The sequence below is a fragment of the Sodalis sp. RH21 genome (assembly GCF_047324175.1).
Classification (GTDB): domain Bacteria; phylum Pseudomonadota; class Gammaproteobacteria; order Enterobacterales; family Enterobacteriaceae; genus Acerihabitans.
The window spans coordinates 1-20,576 of record NZ_CP178732.1 but is presented as its reverse complement, the minus strand read 5'-3'; the positions used below and the strand labels follow the sequence as shown (position 1 = coordinate 20,576).

12 protein-coding genes, 6 tRNA genes, 3 rRNA genes and 1 other RNA gene are annotated in these 20,576 nt (G+C 52.6%); 2 read left to right on the top strand and 20 right to left on the bottom strand.

The genetic code is table 11. From position 1 onward, the window contains the following. Positions 1-6 precede the first annotated feature (6 nt). From rpoB to ACL2XP_RS00050, 13 genes are all read right to left on the bottom strand, one after another. Positions 7-4,035: a DNA-directed RNA polymerase subunit beta gene (gene rpoB / locus ACL2XP_RS00110; RefSeq protein ID WP_413736604.1), complete on the bottom strand. Its 4,029-nt coding sequence runs from the start codon at positions 4,033-4,035 to the stop codon at positions 7-9. A 447-nt stretch (positions 4,036-4,482) separates the two neighbouring features. Further along, positions 4,483-4,848 carry a 50S ribosomal protein L7/L12 gene (rplL, locus tag ACL2XP_RS00105; protein ID WP_323480557.1) on the bottom strand — a complete coding sequence of 122 codons (366 nt, stop codon included), beginning with the start codon at positions 4,846-4,848 and terminating at the stop codon, positions 4,483-4,485. 66 nt (positions 4,849-4,914) lie between these two features. Beyond that, positions 4,915-5,412 carry a 50S ribosomal protein L10 gene (gene rplJ / locus ACL2XP_RS00100; protein ID WP_413736603.1) on the bottom strand — a complete coding sequence of 166 codons (498 nt, stop codon included), beginning with the start codon at positions 5,410-5,412 and terminating at the stop codon, positions 4,915-4,917. A 305-nt stretch (positions 5,413-5,717) separates the two neighbouring features. Continuing rightward, on the bottom strand, positions 5,718-6,422 hold the full coding sequence (gene rplA, locus ACL2XP_RS00095) for a 50S ribosomal protein L1 (RefSeq protein WP_413736602.1): 705 nt from the start codon (positions 6,420-6,422) through the stop codon (positions 5,718-5,720). A gap of 3 nt (positions 6,423-6,425) precedes the next feature. Then, a complete protein-coding gene (rplK, locus tag ACL2XP_RS00090) occupies positions 6,426-6,854 on the bottom strand; it encodes a 50S ribosomal protein L11 (protein WP_413736601.1) in 429 nt (142 codons plus the stop codon). Positions 6,855-7,006: 152 nt separating this feature from the next. Next, the gene (nusG, locus tag ACL2XP_RS00085; RefSeq protein WP_162368659.1) at positions 7,007-7,552 is read right to left on the bottom strand and encodes a transcription termination/antitermination protein NusG; all 546 of its coding nucleotides are present in this window, start codon (positions 7,550-7,552) and stop codon (positions 7,007-7,009) included. Between the two features lies 1 nt (position 7,553). Then, positions 7,554-7,937: a preprotein translocase subunit SecE gene (gene secE, locus ACL2XP_RS00080; protein ID WP_413736600.1), complete on the bottom strand. Its 384-nt coding sequence runs from the start codon at positions 7,935-7,937 to the stop codon at positions 7,554-7,556. A 266-nt stretch (positions 7,938-8,203) separates the two neighbouring features. Next, on the bottom strand, positions 8,204-9,388 hold the full coding sequence (gene tuf / locus ACL2XP_RS00075) for an elongation factor Tu (RefSeq protein ID WP_413736599.1): 1,185 nt from the start codon (positions 9,386-9,388) through the stop codon (positions 8,204-8,206). 110 nt (positions 9,389-9,498) lie between these two features. Then, positions 9,499-9,574, bottom strand: a tRNA-Thr gene (locus ACL2XP_RS00070). Between the two features lie 5 nt (positions 9,575-9,579). Beyond that, positions 9,580-9,654: transfer RNA gene (locus ACL2XP_RS00065), tRNA-Gly, on the bottom strand. Positions 9,655-9,796: 142 nt separating this feature from the next. After that, positions 9,797-9,923, bottom strand: a non-coding RNA gene (locus ACL2XP_RS00060) — RtT sRNA. Between the two features lie 42 nt (positions 9,924-9,965). After that, positions 9,966-10,050: transfer RNA gene (locus ACL2XP_RS00055), tRNA-Tyr, on the bottom strand. Between the two features lie 9 nt (positions 10,051-10,059). Beyond that, a tRNA-Thr gene (locus ACL2XP_RS00050) sits at positions 10,060-10,135 on the bottom strand. Positions 10,136-10,492: 357 nt separating this feature from the next. Here ACL2XP_RS00050 and ACL2XP_RS00045 point away from each other — a divergent pair. Together ACL2XP_RS00045 and coaA are read left to right on the top strand one after the other, a co-directional pair. After that, positions 10,493-11,041: a GNAT family N-acetyltransferase gene (locus ACL2XP_RS00045; protein ID WP_413736598.1), complete on the top strand. Its 549-nt coding sequence runs from the start codon at positions 10,493-10,495 to the stop codon at positions 11,039-11,041. 197 nt (positions 11,042-11,238) lie between these two features. Beyond that, positions 11,239-12,189 (top strand): type I pantothenate kinase, encoded by a 951-nt coding sequence (gene coaA / locus ACL2XP_RS00040; protein ID WP_413736597.1) that lies wholly within the window; start codon positions 11,239-11,241, stop codon positions 12,187-12,189. Between the two features lie 42 nt (positions 12,190-12,231). Here the strand turns inward: coaA and birA are convergent, their stop codons facing one another. The 7 genes from birA to ACL2XP_RS00005 form a co-directional block, all read right to left on the bottom strand. Next, complete coding sequence (gene birA / locus ACL2XP_RS00035; RefSeq protein ID WP_413736596.1) at positions 12,232-13,191, bottom strand: bifunctional biotin--[acetyl-CoA-carboxylase] ligase/biotin operon repressor BirA; 960 nt, start codon at positions 13,189-13,191, stop codon at positions 12,232-12,234. Continuing rightward, on the bottom strand, positions 13,188-14,225 hold the full coding sequence (murB, locus tag ACL2XP_RS00030) for a UDP-N-acetylmuramate dehydrogenase (protein WP_413739034.1): 1,038 nt from the start codon (positions 14,223-14,225) through the stop codon (positions 13,188-13,190). Before murB ends, birA begins: the two co-directional genes overlap by 4 nt. A gap of 518 nt (positions 14,226-14,743) precedes the next feature. Continuing rightward, positions 14,744-14,859, bottom strand: a 5S ribosomal RNA gene (gene rrf / locus ACL2XP_RS00025). A gap of 111 nt (positions 14,860-14,970) precedes the next feature. Continuing rightward, positions 14,971-17,884 (bottom strand): 23S ribosomal RNA (locus ACL2XP_RS00020). Between the two features lie 384 nt (positions 17,885-18,268). Then, positions 18,269-18,344 (bottom strand) — tRNA-Ala (locus tag ACL2XP_RS00015). A gap of 205 nt (positions 18,345-18,549) precedes the next feature. Continuing rightward, positions 18,550-18,626, bottom strand: a tRNA-Ile gene (locus ACL2XP_RS00010). A 73-nt stretch (positions 18,627-18,699) separates the two neighbouring features. Next, positions 18,700-20,242: ribosomal RNA gene (locus ACL2XP_RS00005) — 16S ribosomal RNA — on the bottom strand. The 16S, 23S and 5S rRNA genes sit together here with 2 tRNA genes alongside, the layout of an rRNA operon. Positions 20,243-20,576: the final 334 nt, after the last annotated feature.

Below are 20,576 nucleotides of genomic sequence, written 5' to 3'. Positions count from 1 at the left end.
GGATAATTACTCTTCTTCCAGCTCGATGTTGATGCCCAGAGAGCGGATTTCTTTCAACAATACGTTGAAGGACTCCGGCATACCTGGTTCCATCGTATGATTGCCATCCACGATGTTTTTGTACATCTTGGTACGACCGTTAACATCATCCGACTTGACTGTCAGCATTTCCTGCAGGGTGTACGCCGCCCCATAGGCTTCCAGCGCCCACACTTCCATCTCACCGAAGCGTTGACCACCGAACTGCGCCTTACCACCCAGCGGCTGCTGGGTAACCAGGCTATAGGAACCGGTAGAACGCGCATGCATCTTGTCATCCACCAAGTGGTTGAGTTTAAGCATGTACATGTACCCTACGGTTACCTGACGTTCGAACTGCTCACCGGTACGGCCGTCAAACAAGGTGATCTGACCGGAAGTAGGCAAGCCGCCCAGTTCCAGCAGTTCCTTGATCTCTTTTTCCTTGGCGCCGTCAAACACCGGTGTTGCGATCGGCATACCCTTCTTCAGGTTTTCAGCCAGACGGAACACTTCGTCATCAGTAAAGGTATTGAGGTCCACCTTCTGGCGGACATCATCCCCCAAGTCATACGCTTTCTGGATGAATTCGCGCAGCTTGGCCACATCTTCATGGCGTTTGAGCATAGCGTTGATCTTGTCGCCGATGCCTTTCGCCGCCATGCCCAGATGGGTTTCCAGAATCTGGCCGATGTTCATACGCGACGGTACGCCCAGCGGATTCAGTACGATATCCACCGGCACGCCGTTTTCATCGTAAGGCATATCTTCGATCGGGTTGATCTTGGAGATAACGCCCTTGTTACCATGACGGCCCGCCATCTTGTCGCCCGGTTGGATCTGACGTTTGACCGCCAGGTAAACCTTGACGATTTTCAGCACGCCCGGCGCCAGATCGTCGCCCTGGGTGATCTTGCGGCGTTTCGCTTCCAGTTTCTTCTCGAACACGGTCTTCAGTTCGTCGTACTGTTCGGCCAGTTGTTCCAGTTGATTCTGTTTGTCTTCGTCGCTCAGACCCAGTTCCAGCCAACGCTCACGGGTCAGCTTGGACAGCTTCTCGTCTTCGATGCCGCCGGAAACCAGCACGTCATGGATACGGGCAAACAGGCCGGCTTCAAAAATCTGCAGTTCTTCAGTCAGGTCTTTCTTAACCTGCTTAAGCTGCATTTCTTCGATTTCCAGCGCGCGTTTGTCTTTTTCCACGCCGTCGCGGGTAAAGACCTGTACATCGATAACCGTACCGGACACGCCGTTAGGCACGCGCAGCGACGAGTCTTTCACGTCGGAGGCTTTTTCGCCAAAGATGGCGCGCAACAGTTTCTCTTCCGGAGTCAGCTGGGTTTCGCCTTTCGGCGTAACCTTGCCCACCAGGATATCGCCACCGGTCACTTCCGCACCGATATAAACGATACCGGATTCATCCAGTTTGGAGAGAGCGGCTTCACCCACGTTCGGGATGTCGGCGGTGATCTCTTCAGGCCCCAGCTTGGTGTCGCGGGACACGCAGGCCAATTCCTGGATATGAATGGTGGTAAAGCGATCTTCCTGCACCACGCGTTCGGAGACCAAAATGGAGTCTTCGAAGTTATAGCCGTTCCACGGCATGAACGCTACGCGCATGTTCTGGCCCAGGGCCAGTTCACCTAAATCGGTGGACGGGCCGTCAGCCAGCACGTCGCCGCGTTCAATCGGTTCACCCAGCGAGACGCAAGGCATCTGGCTGATACAGGTGTTCTGGTTGGAACGGGTGTATTTGGTGAGGTTGTAAATGTCGATACCCGCTTCGCCCGCAACCATCTCGTCGGGGTTAACGTTAATCACGATACGCGATGCATCGACGTACTGGATGGTGCCGCCGCGTTTGGCTACGGCGGTTACGCCGGAGTCAACTGCCACCGCACGTTCCATGCCGGTACCCACCAGCGGCTTATCGGCACGCAGGGTTGGCACGGCTTGACGCTGCATGTTCGCACCCATCAGGGCGCGGTTGGCGTCATCGTGTTCCAGGAACGGAATCAACGAAGCACCCACCGACACGATCTGCTGGGTCGATACGTCCATATAGTCCACCTGGTCACGGGTGAACAGGCTGGATTCGCCTTTGCTGCGGCACGTAATCAGATCGTCGATGAAATGGCCTTCATCATCGAGATCGGTATTGGCCTGGGCAATAACGAAGTTGCCTTCTTCAATCGCGGACAGGTAATGGATCTCATCGGTTACCACGTTTTCACGCACCCGGCGATACGGCGTCTCAAGGAAGCCATATTCGTTGGTCTGCGCGTAAACGGACAAGGAGTTGATCAACCCGATGTTCGGACCTTCCGGCGTTTCGATTGGACATACCCGGCCGTAATGGGTCGGATGCACGTCACGGACTTCAAAGCCGGCGCGTTCGCGGGTCAAGCCGCCTGGGCCCAAAGCGGAAATACGGCGCTTATGGGTGATTTCCGACAGCGGGTTGTTCTGGTCCATAAATTGAGACAGCTGGCTGGAACCAAAGAACTCTTTCACCGCGGCGGAAATAGGCTTGGCATTGATCATGTCCTGCGGCATCAACGTATCGAGATCGCCCAGGGACAGACGTTCTTTTACCGCACGTTCAACACGCACCAGGCCAACGCGGAACTGGTTTTCCGCCATTTCGCCCACGGAGCGAATGCGACGGTTGCCCAGATGGTCGATATCATCGACTTCGCCTTTGCCGTTACGGATATCGATCAGTTTCTTCATCACTTCAATGATGTCGAGCTTGCTCAGGATACCCGAACCTTCAATCTCTTCACGCAGCAGCGAACGGTTGAACTTCATCCGTCCCACGGCTGACAGATCGTAACGATCTTCGGAGAAGAACAGGTTTTCAAACAGATTTTCAGCCGCTTCGCGGGTCGGCGGCTCGCCGGGACGCATCATGCGGTAGATTTCAACCAGCGCGCTCAGGCGATCGCTGGTCGGATCGACGCGCAGGGTCTCGGACATGTACGAACCATGGTCCAGATCGTTGGTAAACAGCGTTTCGATACGCTTGTGTCCCGCCTGGCTTAGCTTAGCCAGCAGATCCAACGTCAGTTCCATGTTGGCCGGACAAATGATTTCACCGGTATTTTCATCGATGTAATCTTTGACGACCACTTTACCGATGATGTACTCGACCGGTACCTGAATCTTGTCAATGCCGTCTTTTTCGAGCAGGCGGATATGGCGCGCGGTAATGCGGCGGCCCTTTTCTACATAGACGGTGCCGTTGGATTCAATATCAAACGAAGCGGTTTCACCACGTAAACGCTCAGGAACGAGTTCCATTTGCAGTTTATTGTCTTGGATTTCATAAACCACTTTGTCAAAGAACGTATCCAGGATCTGTGCCGTGGTGAAATTCAGCGCACGCAAAACGATGGTTGCGGGCAGCTTACGCCGACGGTCGATACGAACGAATAGGTTATCTTTGGGATCGAATTCAAAATCCAGCCAGGAACCGCGGTAAGGGATGATACGTGCGTTATACAGCACTTTACCGGACGAATGCGTCTTGCCCTTATCGCTGTCAAAGAATACGCCGGGGCTACGATGCAACTGGGATACGATGACACGCTCGGTCCCGTTGATCACAAAAGTCCCGTTATCGGTCATGAGCGGTATCTCGCCCATGTAGACTTCCTGTTCCTTGATGTCTTTTACCGTGCCTTCAGGAGCTTCACGCTCATAAATCACCAGGCGCAGTTTAACGCGCAGCGGCGCGGAGAACGTTACTCCACGAATCTGGCACTCTTTGACATCAAATACAGGCTCGCCCAGACGGTAACTGACATACTGCAGTTCCGAATTGCCGCTGTAACTTTGAATGGGGAACACAGAACGGAATGCTGCTTCTAGTCCGTACTGCCCTTCCGGATCTTGCTCGATAAACTTCTGAAACGAGTCAAGCTGTATGGAAAGGAGATATGGGATGTCCAACACTTGGGGACGTTTCCCAAAATCCTTACGAATGCGTTTTTTTTCGGTATAGGAGTAAACCATAGGGTTCCTCAGCTCGCTGATCAGTGACCCACTCTGTCCGCCCAAGAAGGACAGGTCATGCAACACCATTTATACCCTTCATCTTTCAGATTGCGTGTGTTGGCTACGTTCGCTCACCCCAATCACTTACCTAATGCAAGCTCTTCGGGATTCACTCGCCTGCCGCCTGCCTGCAATGCGAAATCTATCGGGTATGCAACGTTCGGAAAGAAAAACCCCCTTCCGCAATACCTGTTTCTATCACTCTTAAACCATTTCGCCACACTTTGTTAAACCAGGGAGGTTCTACAGGGGATGCGGTATATTAAGTCGTCGATAGAGAAAGATATTGAGGCTAATCAGTGGCTAAATGGTGTGAAACCCCACTGACGCCCTACAGCGCAAAAAGGCTGGTGACCAAAAAGTCACCAGCCATCAGCCTAAATTCAGGCTGCAATCTGGGAGGTCTTACTTAACCTCAACAGAAGCACCAGCTTCTTCCAGAGCTTTCTTCAGAGCTTCGGCGTCGTCTTTGTTCACGCCTTCTTTCATGGTTGCCGGAGCAGATTCAACCAGGTCTTTGGCTTCTTTCAGGCCCAGACCGGTAGCGCTACGAACGGCTTTGATAACGGATACTTTGTTACCGCCGATAGCGGTCAGGACAACGTCGAACTCAGTTTTTTCTTCAACAACTTCAGCCGGGCCGGCAGCAGCAGCAACAGCTGTAGCAGCAGAAACGCCGAATTTGGTTTCCATCATGGAGATCAGTTCAACCACGTCCATTACAGACATTTCGGCAACTGCGTCCAGAATTTGTTCTTTAGTGATAGACATAACAATTATTCCTAAAATTCAGAAAGTGTTTATACGTTCGCAATAACAACCGAAAGCAATTGGCGATTAAGCCGCTTCTTTCTGATCGCGCAGTGCAGCCAGAGTACGGACCAATTTGCCTGCAGAGGCTTCTTTCATGGCCGACATCAGGCGTGAGATTGCTTCATCGTAAGTCGGCAGAGTTGCCAGGCGATCGATATTGGCCGCCGTGATAACTTCGCCTTCAAAGGCCGCTGCTTTAACCTCGAATTTTGCATTGTCTTTGGCAAAAGCCTTGAACAGACGAGCAGCTGCGCCCGGGTGTTCGTTAGAAAATGCAATTAAGGTCGGACCAACAAACGTGTCTTTCAGGCATTCGAAAGGAGTGCCTTCAACTACGCGACGCAGCAAGGTGTTACGAACAACACGCATGTATACGCCAGCTTCACGACCTGCTTTACGCAGTTCAGTCATTTTACCTACTGCAACGCCGCGAGAATCCGCAACGACAGCAGACAGCGCGCCTTTGGCTACTTCGCTGACTTCAGCAACAATCGCTTGTTTGTCTTGAAGATTTAATGCCATTAGCTTTTGCTCCTGGATTTAGCCGGGGAGAATCACCCGGGACTCACTGCTTATCACCGAGATGGTGGTAAGCGTCTAAACACGGTGAGCAGAATCCAGCAAACGAATATGTTATTCAGGTTCTGTCACCGTCTACGCAGGAAGATTAAGTGCTGTGACACACACCTGCGGTCTTGGACGGAGGCTTGGATAAGGCCAAGCTCCAACCGAAAATCTTTTATTTGTTCGCCCTGGCCAAACTTCAGCCAATGGCGAAACAACGGGCGTTAGATTCTAGACAAATCTTTCGCCCGCGTAAAGGGCTATTAAGCAACAACCGTTGCCAGGCCGCTTTGGTCGATAGCCAGACCAGCACCCATGGTGGTAGAAAGACTGATCTTTTTGATGTACACGCCCTTGGCCTGAGTCGGTTTTGCTTTTTTCAGCGCAACCAGCAAGGATTCCAGGTTTTCTTTCAATTTCTCAGTATCGAAGTCTACTTTACCGATGGTGGTGTGGATGATACCGTTTTTGTCGTTGCGATAACGGACCTGACCGGCTTTGGCGTTTTTAACCGCTTCGGCTACGTTCGGGGTTACGGTACCCACTTTCGGGTTAGGCATCAGGCCGCGCGGCCCGAGGATCTGGCCCAATTGGCCCACGACGCGCATTGCATCAGGGGAAGCGATAACAACGTCAAAGTTGAATTCGCCTTTCTTGATCTGATCGGCCAGGTCATCCATGCCCACCAGGTCTGCGCCGGCTGCTTTGGCAGCTTCGACGTTAGCGCCCTGGGTGAATACGGCAACGCGAACGGTACGACCGGTACCGTTAGGCAGAACCGTGGCACCACGAACGTTTTGGTCGGATTTACGCGCGTCGATACCCAGATTTACGGCAACATCGATGCTTTCAACGAATTTGGCGGTGGCCAGCTCTTTGAGCAGGGCAACGGCTTCATTGATGTCATATTGCTTAGTGGAATCAACTTTGTCGCGGATTACACGCATGCGCTTGGTCAGTTTAGCCATTTCTTAATCCTCCACTACCAGGCCCATGGAACGAGCAGTACCTTCAATGGAGCGAGACATCGCTTCCACATCGGCACCCGTCATATCCGCCGCTTTGGTTTCCGCGATTTCACGAACCTGAGCATGCGTTACTTTACCGACTTTGTCTTTGTTCGGTTTACCAGAACCTGATTTCACGCCCGCGGCTTTCTTCAACAGAACGGCGGCTGGCGGGGTTTTGGTAACGAAGGTGAAAGAACGGTCGGAATAAACGGTAATAACAACAGGAATTGGCAAACCTTTTTCAATGCTTTCAGTTTTAGCATTGAAGGCTTTACAGAATTCCATGATGTTAACGCCCTGCTGACCCAGTGCTGGGCCAACCGGCGGACTTGGATTCGCCATGCCTGCAGCAACCTGCAGTTTTACATAGGCTTGTACTTTCTTGGCCATGTGTATTTCCTCTAGCGGGTGATAGCGCCGGTTAAGGCTCCCCAGTGTAAATGCGATTACATGCCTACAGGCATATAAAAACGAAAGGCGCGAAATTCTAGTTCAATTTCGCGCCTTGAGCAAGCATTATAAATCATCGATGGGCGGAACGGTCAGCCTTTTTCAACCTGGCCGAAGTCCAGTTCCACAGGAGTGGCGCGACCAAAGATTGAAACCGACACTTTCAGGCGGCTTTTTTCGTAGTCCACTTCTTCCACCACGCCGTTGAAATCGGCAAACGGGCCGTCGTTGACGCGCACCAATTCGCCGGGTTCGAACAGCGTTTTCGGCCGCGGCTTGTCGCCAACCTGCTGGAGGCGATTCATTATCGCATCCACTTCTTTGTCGCTGATAGGCGCCGGACGATCGGAGGTTCCGCCAATGAAACCCATGACGCGCGGCACGCTGCGCACTAAATGCCAGCTGGCGTCATTCATCACCATTTGTACCAGCACATAGCCCGGGAAGAATTTGCGCTCGCTCTTGCGGCGCTGGCCGCCGCGAATCTCGACAACCTCTTCCGTTGGCACCATGACTTCGCCAAACAGCTCTTCCATATCATGTAATTTTATATGCTCGCGCAGGGATTGCGATACGCGACCTTCAAATCCGGAAAACGCCTGGACGACGTACCAACGTTTTTTAGGAGCTTCGGACATCTTAGAACCTCAGGCCAGTAATGAACGATACCAGACGGACCAGAATGCCATCCAGTCCCCACAGAATCAGTGACATCACGGCGGTCACCGCGGCGACGATTAACGTGGTATGTAACGTTTCCTGGCGGGTCGGCCAAATCACTTTACGTACTTCGGTGCGCGCTTCACGCGCAAACGCTACGGTCGATTTGCCTTTTACAGTCAACAAGGCAATGGCGCCAGCGATAGCGATAATCAGCACGACAGCCAGCGCTCGCAGCGGCAAGCTAAAATCACGATAATAATAATTACCGACGATCGCAACCACCAGCAGTACAGCGACAGCTATCCACTTTACCACTTCCAGGCTACGCCCGCTTCCTTGAGCTTCGGTATTCGCACTCATAAAAAAACCTGTCACGTAGGATTCACACAAACAACTAAGCCCCGCAGAGGGCGAGGCTACCAAGCGAAGAGTGCCCTTTGTTAGCAACAATACTTCGAAGTTTCACGCCGCTGATGAAGAGCCCATCTCACCAATGATTATGACGTAAAATCGCTGATGAGATAGGTTCTCTGTCACAGCGTAGAAAAAAGGCATCAAATGATGCCCTTTTACTGCGCGCTACGTCAAATGTTATTCGATAACTTTCTAAGACTAATTCAGCAGTCTTAAGCGATAACCTTGGCAACCACGCCGGCGCCAACGGTACGGCCGCCTTCGCGGATAGCGAAACGCAGGCCGTCGTCCATCGCGATCGGTGCTATCAGGTTGACAACCATTTTGATGTTGTCGCCTGGCATCACCATTTCCACGCCTTCCGGCAGTTCGATGGTACCGGTCACGTCAGTGGTACGGAAGTAGAACTGGGGACGGTAGCCTTTGAAGAACGGAGTATGGCGGCCGCCTTCATCTTTGCTCAGAATATAAACTTCTGATTCGAACTGGGTATGCGGGTGGATTGAACCCGGTTTTGCCAGTACCTGGCCACGCTCTACGTCGTCACGCTTGGTGCCGCGCAGCAGCACGCCCACGTTTTCACCGGCACGGCCTTCGTCCAGCAGTTTGCGGAACATTTCAACGCCGGTACAGGTGGTTTTGATGGTGGCTTTGATGCCGACGATTTCAACTTCTTCGCCCACTTTAACCACACCGCGCTCTACACGACCGGTCACGACCGTACCGCGGCCGGAGATGGAGAATACGTCTTCGATTGGCAGCAGGAACGGTTTGTCAATCGCACGGACCGGTTCCGGGATGTAGCTGTCCAGGGCTTCGGCCAGTTCGATGATTTTAGACGTCCAGGCTTCGTCGCCTTCCAGTGCTTTCAGCGCTGAACCACGGATTACCGGGGTGTCGTCGCCTGGGAAGTCGTACTGGGACAGAAGTTCACGCACTTCCATTTCAACCAGTTCCAGCAGTTCTTCATCATCAACCATGTCGCATTTGTTCATGAACACGATGATGTAAGGAACGCCTACCTGGCGAGCCAGCAGGATGTGTTCACGGGTTTGCGGCATCGGGCCGTCGGTTGCGGCAACCACCAGGATTGCGCCATCCATCTGGGCGGCGCCGGTGATCATGTTCTTCACATAGTCGGCGTGTCCCGGGCAGTCTACGTGCGCGTAGTGGCGAGCGGGGGTATCGTATTCAACGTGTGACGTGTTGATGGTGATACCACGGGCTTTTTCTTCCGGCGCGTTGTCGATCTGATCGAAAGCACGGGCGCTGCCGCCGTAAGCTTTGGCCAGAACGGTGGTGATGGCGGCGGTCAGGGTCGTTTTACCATGGTCAACGTGGCCGATAGTACCGACGTTAACGTGTGGTTTTGTGCGTTGAAACTTTTCTTTAGACATCGATTGTCCCTCTAAGACACGAATAAATCGGTGGTAGCACCACATTAACCAGGCTGAAACCTGATAAATTTATTTTCTAACAGAAAGTGAATCAGGAGGGAGACTAGAAGTGGTGCTGATAGGCAGATTCGAACTGCCGACCTCACCCTTACCAAGGGTGCGCTCTACCAACTGAGCTATATCAGCACATTTGGAGCGGGCAGTGGGAATCGAACCCACGTCATCAGCTTGGAAGGCTGAGGTAATAGCCATTATACGATGCCCGCATCTTGGAACTCGGCTACCTGATATTTCTGTAGATTGTTGAAAGGCTCGTTGGTTCCGGGCCTTAGTGAAGGTTCTCAACCTTCCCCCCGGCGCATGATTTGACTCTGCGTCAGGGATTGCCTTGGTTGCCCGCGGCGAATTTGGTGGTGGGGGAAGGATTATTCGTCACTTCGTTCCTCACCCTTCGGGCCGTCGCAAGCGACGTTGTCTCGCGTTGCTCGACTCGAACCTTGTCGAAGGTTCTCAACCTTCCCCCTGATGCATGATTTGACTCTGCGTCAGGGATTGCCTTGGTTGCCCACGGCGAATTTGGTGGTGGGGGAAGGATTCGAACCTTCGAAGTCAGTGACGGCAGATTTACAGTCTGCTCCCTTTGGCCGCTCGGGAACCCCACCTGATTTTTTTGGTGCCGGCAGAAGGAGTCGAACCCTCGACCTACTGATTACAAGTCAGTTGCTCTACCAACTGAGCTATGCCGGCATCAAGTGCAGCGCATTCTAGGTAGAGAGGGCGACCTATGCAACAAAAAAATTGCGTAAAATGCACTTTCGCTCAGAAAACGCCCAAATTTTGAAAATGTTTCACATTTTTGATTATTATTCAGGCGTGATGGCAAAATCCGCGCGGATTACCGCGCCATGAGGGCGGCATTGCACCAAAAGAGTGCTCGCCCGTTCTCCTGTACCCGACTTTAATTGCGCGCCTGCCGATACCTTTCGATTAATCATCCAACAGATCAATCAATTAGATGCCATCATTGTCAATACTTCCCTGGCACGGAGATTGCTTAATAATATAGGGTAGCTCCTGTGATACCCCAGTCCGGAGGATGACATCATGAAAATCGTTCAGCTCAATGCCGCTACCCTTCCCGTCTACCGCAGTGAACTCGCTGATTTACTGATTGACGCCGTCGCCCATGGCGCATCGGTGGGATATACCAATACGCTCACACGGGACGAGGCGGAAAGCTATATCCATAGTCTGCGGGCCGCCATGGCCAAAGACCATCTTTTGCTCTGGATAGCCCGCGATGAGCGCGGTATCGTCGGCAGTATTCAATTGGACTTGTGCGGCAAACCCAACGGGCAAAATCGCGCCGAAATTCAAAAATTGCTGGTGCATAGCCAGGCCAGGCGTGAAGGCATCGGTAAATCGCTTATCGCCGCCCTGGAGCGCGTAGCGCGGGAGCGGCAACGGGGTTTGATCTATCTTGACACGCAGTCCGGCTCCGCGGCGGAAACATTTTATCGGGCGCTGGGATATCGGTGTCTTGGTGAAATTCCTGATTATGCCTGCACCCCGGACGGGTACTACCACTCCACCGCAATTTATTACAAACGTCTTTTTGCGGTCGACCAGCAGATAAGCGCCATTGCCAGCTAGCAACGCTTAGCCGGGGCCCAGCGCCTGATTGGCCGGCGGTTCGGCCTGGCCCCGGTTCCGTCTTGTCACAAATCCCTACTCTCAGCAGAAAAAACACTCTACGATGTTAACGAAGCTGTCTATACTATGCAGCTTGTTTTCGTTCCGGGTGGGCTCGGCTGCCCCGGTTGGACCTGCGCAACAGGCTGGCTAAGCTTATGATAAATCGTGATCAATCACTTACTACACCCTATCTTCAGTTCAACCGAAAGCAATGGGCCGCTTTGCGTGATACGGTTCCTTTAACGCTAACGCAGGAAGAAATCATAAAACTCAAAGGGATCAATGAAGATCTCTCCCTTGACGAAGTCGCGGAAATTTATCTGCCGTTATCGCGTTTAATCAATTTCTATATCAGTTCAAACCTGCGGCGCCAGGCGGTGCTGGAACAATTTCTCGGCACCAACGGTCAGCATATTCCCTATGTCATCGGGATCGCCGGCAGCGTGGCCGTCGGCAAAAGCACCACGGCCCGCGTGCTGCAGGCTTTGCTGAGCCGCTGGCCCGAGCATCGTTCGGTTGAGCTGGTCACCACCGACGGGTTTCTTTATCCCAACCGCGTGTTGAAAGAACGGGAATTGATGAAGAAAAAGGGATTTCCGGAATCCTACGATATCCGCAATCTGGTCAATTTCGTTTCCGAGGTTAAATCGGGCGCCAGCCAGGTCACGGCGCCGGTGTATTCCCACTTGATTTACGATATTGTGCCCGACGATAATAAAATCATTTCCCAGCCCGACATTCTGATTCTGGAGGGTTTAAACGTGCTGCAGAGCGGGATGGATTATCAACACGGCTCGCATCATGTTTTTGTTTCCGATTTTGTCGATTTTTCCATTTATGTAGACGCGCCGGAAGATTTATTACAGAATTGGTATATCAACCGCTTCCTGAAATTCCGTCAGGGCGCTTTTTCTAATCCTAATTCTTATTTCCATAATTATGCCAAGTTACCGGAACAGGAAGCGGTGCAAATTGCCTCCCAGCTCTGGGTAGAAATTAATGGATTAAACCTGCAACAGAATATTCTGCCAACCCGCGAACGCGCGAGCCTTATTCTGACCAAAAGCGAGAACCATGCGGTTGACAATATCCGATTAAGAAAATAGCGCGCCAAAACCATGGCGCGTTCAGTTTTACCCGCGCGGGGATCACAGCCCGCGCAGCGAGATTTCCCCGCCAAGATAGGGTTTCACCTCGCCATCCTGTTCCAGTAGCAGCGCCCCCTGGGCGTTGATGCCGCGCGCGATGCCTTTGATTTCACGTTCGCCAATCAGCAATTTGACCGGGCGATTATAATAATTATCCAGCATTTGCCAACGTTTCTGGAACGGGGCGAACCCGTCCTGCTCGAAAAGCGGCAATGCTTGCCTGAGTTCATTGACCAGTGTGGCGGCCAATATATTACGGTCGATCTCGATGCCGGCTTCCTGCAAATTAATCCAGCCTTGGTTAATCACCGCATCGGGTGATTCCCTCATGGCCAGGTTAATGCCGATGCCAATTACCAGATGTGCCGCATCCCCCGCCTTGCCGCTGATTTCCACCAGAATGCCGGCAAGCTTGCGGTCATGCAGATATAAGTCATTCGGCCATTTTACCCTGACGTCCCGCGCGCCCAGATTATGGAGCACTTCGGCCATGACGATGCCGATGACCAGGCTCAGGCCGATAGCGGCCGCCGGGCCTTGCTCCAGCCGCCAGTAGAGCGAAAGGTAAAGATTGGCGCCAAAGGGCGAGATCCATTGGCGGCCGCGCCGGCCGCGACCCTGGTTCTGATACTCCGCTACACAGGCATCCCCTGATTGTAATTGGGCTATGCGTTCCATCAGATATTGATTGGTTGAATCAATCACCGGCAATACGGTGATATGTTTCCCCGGCAGATGGGGCAGGATTTTTTTTTCATCCAGTAGTTGCAGCGGCGCATACAGGCGGTACCCTTTGCCGGGTACGGTAAAGACGTCCACGCCCCATTCGCGCAGGGTTTGAATATGTTTATTAATGGCCGCGCGGCTCATGCCCAGCGTTTCACCGAACTGTTCCCCGGAGTGAAATTCCCCGTCGGCAAGCAGCCCGATTAGGGTCAAAGGGATGGTAATGTCTTTCATGATAACGCTCCAACCGCATCCACTTCGCCTTCAGCGCCGATAAACCTCACCTCCGGCTCCAGCCAGACGTCAAATTGCTCCGCTACCCGTTGGCGGACATGATGCGCCAGCGTGACGATATCCTGTCCCGAGGCATGGCCATGGTTGATTAATACCAACGCCTGTTTTTCATGCACCGCCGCGCCGCCGGAGCGATATCCTTTCAGAGCGCATTGATCAATCAACCATCCCGCCGCCAGTTTTACCTCGCCGTCGGGCTGTGGGTAGTGCGGCGCATCGGGATATCGCCTAAGCAAGTTTTGCGCGGCGTCGGCGCTGACCAAAGGGTTTTTAAAGAAGCTGCCCGCATTGCCGGTGACGGTCGGATCGGGCAATTTATCGCGGCGCATGGCGCAAACGGTGTCGAAAACCTGGCGGGGGGTTGCGGTATGGCTGTCCAGGCGCCTTAAATCGCCATAGGTGAGCACCGGCTGCCAGGTTTTGCTGAGGATGAAGCCTACAGCCACAATGGCGTAGCCGCCCCGATAGCGGTGTTTAAAGACGCTGTCCCGGTAGCCGAAACAGCATTCGGCCCTTGAGAGCCGCGTTTTGTCGCCGCTGTTAAGGTCGAGCAGGTCGACATATTCACATACCGTTTCCACTTCAACGCCGTAGGCACCGATGTTTTGTATGGGGGCCGATCCGACGCGCCCTGGGATCAGGGCCAGATTTTCCAAACCCGCCATGCCGCGATCCAAAGTATAGGAAACCAGTTCATGCCAGTCCTGGCCAGCCCCGACGTGCAGGTGCCAGGCCCGATTATCTTCGCTGACGCCGATTCCCTTGATGCGGTTTAGCAGCACCGTGCCGGCAAAGTTTTCCAGGAATAGGACATTGCTGCCGCCTCCCAGCAATAGTACGGGTTGTGATAGCCGTTCGGCTGTCTGCCAGGCCGCAGTTAACTCCGCTTCGGTATGGGCGGTGACGATCTGTTGGGCGGTAGCATCGATAGCAAAGGTGTTTAGGTGTTTTATCGGCACACCGTGCGTCATGATCGTTAAGCCTTTCTAAATCTATAATAGGTTTATTCTACCCGATTAGGCCGGATTCCAGTAAGGGACATTTTCTGGCCGCGTGTGATAATTTTTCGGCGTCCGATTGAATGTTTGATATGGGGGGAGGTATTATGCAAGATTTTTATTTTGCGATGAGGGATATTTTTTTAGCACTGGTTGCGAGGGGATAATAAGAAATTGGTTTTGGCTTTTGGTGGGGTTATTTATATTGTTTATAACTAAAAATAATCAGTGGCAAGATATTTACATTGTTATGCTAGTTTTTCTATCTGAATGACTTTGTGTAAATTATTGATTAGTAACAATATAATTTTATGCGGATTTAATTTTATATTACTTTTTTTATTCATCCAAATTATTGGTAGCGGAATTGATATATTTTATCAAGAAATAGGGTAGGGGAATTTTTAGTTGCTATAACCGCGTCTTTCCGGCGGACCGGTTTTTGCAGCAGATGAAAAAGCCCTCTGTTTTCACAGAGGGCTTATCAATTGGATGCCTGGCAGTTCCCTACTCTCGCATGGGGAGACCCCACACTACCATCGGCGCTACGGCGTTTCACTGCTGAGTTCGGCATGGGGTCAGGTGGGACCACCGCGCTAGTGCCGCCAGGCAAATTCGATTAACCAACCGTTATCCCGCCGCTTTCGTCGGGGTAACCATCGGCCTTTATCCGGAACAGTCGCTGAAAATTCTTTCGTCTCTTAAACATCTTAGGTGTTGTAAGGTTAAGTCTCACGGGTCATTAGTATCGGTTAGCTCAACGCATCGCTGCGCTTACACACCCGACCTATCAACGTCATCGTCTTTAACGTCCCTTCAGGTGACTTAAAGCCACAGGGAAGACTCATCTCGAGGCAAGTTTCCCGCTTAGATGCTTTCAGCGGTTATCTTTTCCGCACGTAGCTACCGGGCAATGCCATTGGCATGACAACCCGAACACCAGTGGTGCGTCCACTCCGGTCCTCTCGTACTAGGAGCAGCCCCTCTCAATCTTCCAACGCCCACGGCAGATAGGGACCGAACTGTCTCACGACGTTCTAAACCCAGCTCGCGTACCACTTTAAATGGCGAACAGCCATACCCTTGGGACCTACTTCAGCCCCAGGATGTGATGAGCCGACATCGAGGTGCCAAACACCGCCGTCGATATGAACTCTTGGGCGGTATCAGCCTGTTATCCCCGGAGTACCTTTTATCCGTTGAGCGATGGCCCTTCCATTCAGAACCACCGGATCACTAAGACCTGCTTTCGCACCTGCTCGAGCCGTCACTCTCACAGTCAAGCTAGCTTATGCCTTTGCACTAACCTCACGATGTCCGACCGTGATTAGCTAACCTTCGTGCTCCTCCGTTACTCTTTAGGAGGAGACCGCCCCAGTCAAACTACCCACCAGACACTGTCCTCGACCCGGATCACGGGCCGGAGTTAGAACATCAAACATTAAAGGGTGGTATTTCAAGGTTGGCTCCATGCAGACTGGCGTCCACACTTCAAAGCCTCCCACCTATCCTACACATCAAGGCTCAATGTTCAGTGTCAAGCTATAGTAAAGGTTCACGGGGTCTTTCCGTCTTGCCGCGGGTACACTGCATCTTCACAGCGAGTTCAATTTCACTGAGTCTCGGGTGGAGACAGCCTGGCCATCATTACGCCATTCGTGCAGGTCGGAACTTACCCGACAAGGAATTTCGCTACCTTAGGACCGTTATAGTTACGGCCGCCGTTTACCGGGGCTTCGATCAAGAGCTTCAGCTTGCGCTTAACCCCATCAATTAACCTTCCGGCACCGGGCAGGCGTCACACCGTATACGTCCACTTTCGTGTTTGCACAGTGCTGTGTTTTTAATAAACAGTTGCAGCCAGCTGGTATCTGCGACTGGCTTCGGCTCGGGGAGCATGTCCCTCCACCTAATGCCAGCGTGCCTTCTCCCGAAGTTACGGCACCATTTTGCCTAGTTCCTTCACCCGAGTTCTCTCAAGCGCCTTGGTATTCTCTACCTGACCACCTGTGTCGGTTTGGGGTACGATTCGATGTGACCTGGAGCTTAGAGGCTTTTCCTGGAAGCGTAGCATCAATTCCTTCACCACCGTAGTGGCTCGTCATCACGCCTCAGTGTTGAATAAAAGAGCGGATTTACCTGCTCTTTCCACCTTCACGCTTGAACCGGGACAACCGTCGCCCGGCGAACCTAGCTTTCTCCGTCCCCCCTTCGCAGTCACACCCAGTACAGGAATATTAACCTGTTTCCCATCGACTACGCCTTTCGGCCTCGCCTTAGGGGTCGACTCACCCTGCTCCGATTAACGTTGAACAGGAACCCTTGGTCTTCCGGCGAGCGGGCTTTTCACCCGCTTTATCGTTACTTATGTCAGCATTCGCACTTCTGATACCTCCAGCAGCCCTCACAGGCCACCTTCGCAGGCTTACAGAACGCTCCCCTACCCAACAATACCCGAAGGTATCGCTGCCGCAGCTTCGGTGCATGGTTTAGCCCCGTTACATCTTCCGCGCAGGCCGACTCGACCAGTGAGCTATTACGCTTTCTTTAAATGATGGCTGCTTCTAAGCCAACATCCTGGCTGTCTATGCCTTCCCACATCGTTTCCCACTTAACCATGACTTTGGGACCTTAGCTGGCGGTCTGGGTTGTTTCCCTCTTCACGACGGACGTTAGCACCCGCCGTGTGTCTCCCGTGGTAACATTCTTCGGTATTCGCAGTTTGCATCGGGTTGGTAATCCGGGGTGGACCCCTAGCCGAAACAGTGCTCTACCCCCGAAGATGAATTCACGAGGCGCTACCTAAATAGCTTTCGGGGAGAACCAGCTATCTCCCGGTTTGATTGGCCTTTCACCCCCAGCCACAAGTCATCCGCTAATTTTTCAACATTAGTCGGTTCGGTCCTCCAGTTAGTGTTACCCAACCTTCAACCTGCCCATGGCTAGATCACCGGGTTTCGGGTCTATACCCTGCAACTTGACGCCCAGTTAAGACTCGGTTTCCCTACGGCTCCCCTAAACGGTTAACCTTGCTACAGAATATAAGTCGCTGACCCATTATACAAAAGGTACGCAGTCACCCTGATAAATCAAGGCTCCCACTGCTTGTACGTACACGGTTTCAGGTTCTGTTTCACTCCCCTCGCCGGGGTTCTTTTCGCCTTTCCCTCACGGTACTGGTTCACTATCGGTCAGTCAGGAGTATTTAGCCTTGGAGGATGGTCCCCCCATCTTCAGACAGGATATCACGTGTCCCGCCCTACTCATCGAGCTCACAGCCATTGCACCTTCGGATACGGGGCTATCACCCTGTGTTGCCGGACTTTCCAGACCGCTCTCCTGATGCAAAAGCTGATGGTGACTCTGGGCTGTTCCCCGTTCGCTCGCCGCTACTGGGGGAATCTCGGTTGATTTCTTTTCCTCGAGGTACTGAGATGTTTCAGTTCCCTCGGTTCGCCTCGATACGCTATGGATTCACGTAACGATAGTGCAACGAATTGCACTGGGTTTCCCCATTCGGACATCGCCGGCTGATAGCGCTTCATATCAGCTCACCGGCGCATTTCGCGGATTAGCACGTCCTTCATCGCCTCTGACTGCCTAGGCATCCACCGTGTACGCTTAGTCACTTAACCTCACAACCCTAAGATGTCTTCGAAATGGCGGCGAAAGGCCCCTGCCGGTGTTGCGCGGTGCTCGTCATGCTCATGGACATCAAGTCCACTGCGCTGACTGCGCGCCGGGCGCCTTGGCCGGTGCTTTCTCGCTCATTCCTCAACACGGCCATCATCGACACGATGACCTGTTTAGGTGTGTTTATTTGAGAGACTCGCATACTGATTTTGCTCAGCATGGTATTTCAAATTTTCAGCTTGTTCCGGATTGTTAAAGAGCGGTATTTCGCAGCATACTCGTTAGAGTGTGCTCTGAAATAAACAAGAAAAACCAGACAATCTTACCTATCCCTTCCTTAGACACAGGCCGTAAACATATGTCACAAACGCAGGCCCTGAAGGAAATGGTGGAGCTAAGCGGGATCGAACCGCTGACCCCCTGCGTGCAAGGCAGGTGCTCTCCCAGCTGAGCTATAGCCCCAAGTCGTTAAAACCTCGTAATACCGGCCAGTCTTTTCCACGAAAAAATCACCGGGCACCATAAAGGATACACAGCAATTGAACATCGGGATAAGGGACAGCACGATAGCCAGTTCGCTTAGCCGCAGACAGTTTCGGCGCGAGTAACGCAGTGTGCGTGAGCACATGGGTCACGCCGCGGTGAAAATGACCAGGGTAAGTAGAACTGGTAGGCCTGAGTGGACTCGAACCACCGACCTCACCCTTATCAGGGGTGCGCTCTAACCACCTGAGCTACAAGCCTATAGAAGGTTTTTCTTGCTCGTTACAGTTATCAGACAATCTGTGTGGACACGTCACAATGAGGCATCTTTCGGTAAGGAGGTGATCCAACCGCAGGTTCCCCTACGGTTACCTTGTTACGACTTCACCCCAGTCATGAATCACAAAGTGGTAAGCGCCCTCCCGAAGGTTAAGCTACCTACTTCTTTTGCAACCCACTCCCATGGTGTGACGGGCGGTGTGTACAAGGCCCGGGAACGTATTCACCGTGGCATTCTGATCCACGATTACTAGCGATTCCGACTTCATGGAGTCGAGTTGCAGACTCCAATCCGGACTACGACGCACTTTGTGAGGTCCGCTTACTCTCGCGAGTTCGCTTCTCTTTGTATGCGCCATTGTAGCACGTGTGTAGCCCTACTCGTAAGGGCCATGATGACTTGACGTCATCCCCACCTTCCTCCGGTTTGTCACCGGCAGTCTCCTTTGAGTTCCCACCATTACGTGCTGGCAACAAAGGATAAGGGTTGCGCTCGTTGCGGGACTTAACCCAACATTTCACAACACGAGCTGACGACAGCCATGCAGCACCTGTCTCAGAGCTCCCGAAGGCACATTCGCATCTCTGCAAACTTCTCTGGATGTCAAGAGTAGGTAAGGTTCTTCGCGTTGCATCGAATTAAACCACATGCTCCACCGCTTGTGCGGGCCCCCGTCAATTCATTTGAGTTTTAACCTTGCGGCCGTACTCCCCAGGCGGTCGATTTAACGCGTTAGCTCCGAAAGCCACGGCTCAAGGCCACAACCTTCAAATCGACATCGTTTACAGCGTGGACTACCAGGGTATCTAATCCTGTTTGCTCCCCACGCTTTCGTACCTGAGCGTCAGTCTTCGTCCAGGGGGCCGCCTTCGCCACCGGTATTCCTCCAGATCTCTACGCATTTCACCGCTACACCTGGAATTCTACCCCCCTCTACGAGACTCTAGCCTGCCAGTTTCAAATGCAGTTCCCGGGTTAAGCCCGGGGATTTCACATCTGACTTAACAGACCGCCTGCGTACGCTTTACGCCCAGTAATTCCGATTAACGCTCGCACCCTCCGTATTACCGCGGCTGCTGGCACGGAGTTAGCCGGTGCTTCTTCTGCGAGTAACGTCAATGATAGGCGCTATTAACCCCTACCCCTTCCTCCTCGCTGAAAGTGCTTTACAACCCGAAGGCCTTCTTCACACACGCGGCATGGCTGCATCAGGGTTTCCCCCATTGTGCAATATTCCCCACTGCTGCCTCCCGTAGGAGTCTGGACCGTGTCTCAGTTCCAGTGTGGCTGGTCATCCTCTCAGACCAGCTAGGGATCGTCGCCTAGGTGAGCCATTACCTCACCTACTAGCTAATCCCATCTGGGTTCATCCGATGGCGTGAGGCCCGAAGGTCCCCCACTTTGGTCTTGCGACGTTATGCGGTATTAGCTACCGTTTCCAGTAGTTATCCCCCACCATCAGGCAGATCCCCAGACATTACTCACCCGTCCGCCGCTCGCCGGCAAAGTAGCAAGCTACTTCCCGCTGCCGCTCGACTTGCATGTGTTAGGCCTGCCGCCAGCGTTCAATCTGAGCCATGATCAAACTCTTCAATTAAAAGCTTGATGCTCAAAGATTGTCATACTGTTAATCTTTTGAATTACCGTATGTCACTCTTCAAGACTTGGTATTTTGTGTTTCGATACCGTCTTGTGAGTGCCCACACAGATTGTCTGATAAATTGTTAAAGAGCATGGCCAGCGTGATGTAAAACTCACCTGGCGCGGGTTGCGTATATTACGTTTTCCCGCTGAAGAGTCAAGCTTTTATTTGCTCCGGCCCGTGATGCGGCGGAGCGCTTTCCCCTTGCCGACCCGGCGTCGCGTTAGCGTTTGTTCCCGGTCAGTGGAGGCGCATTATAGGGACTTTCTCAGGCCTGACAAGCTCTTAT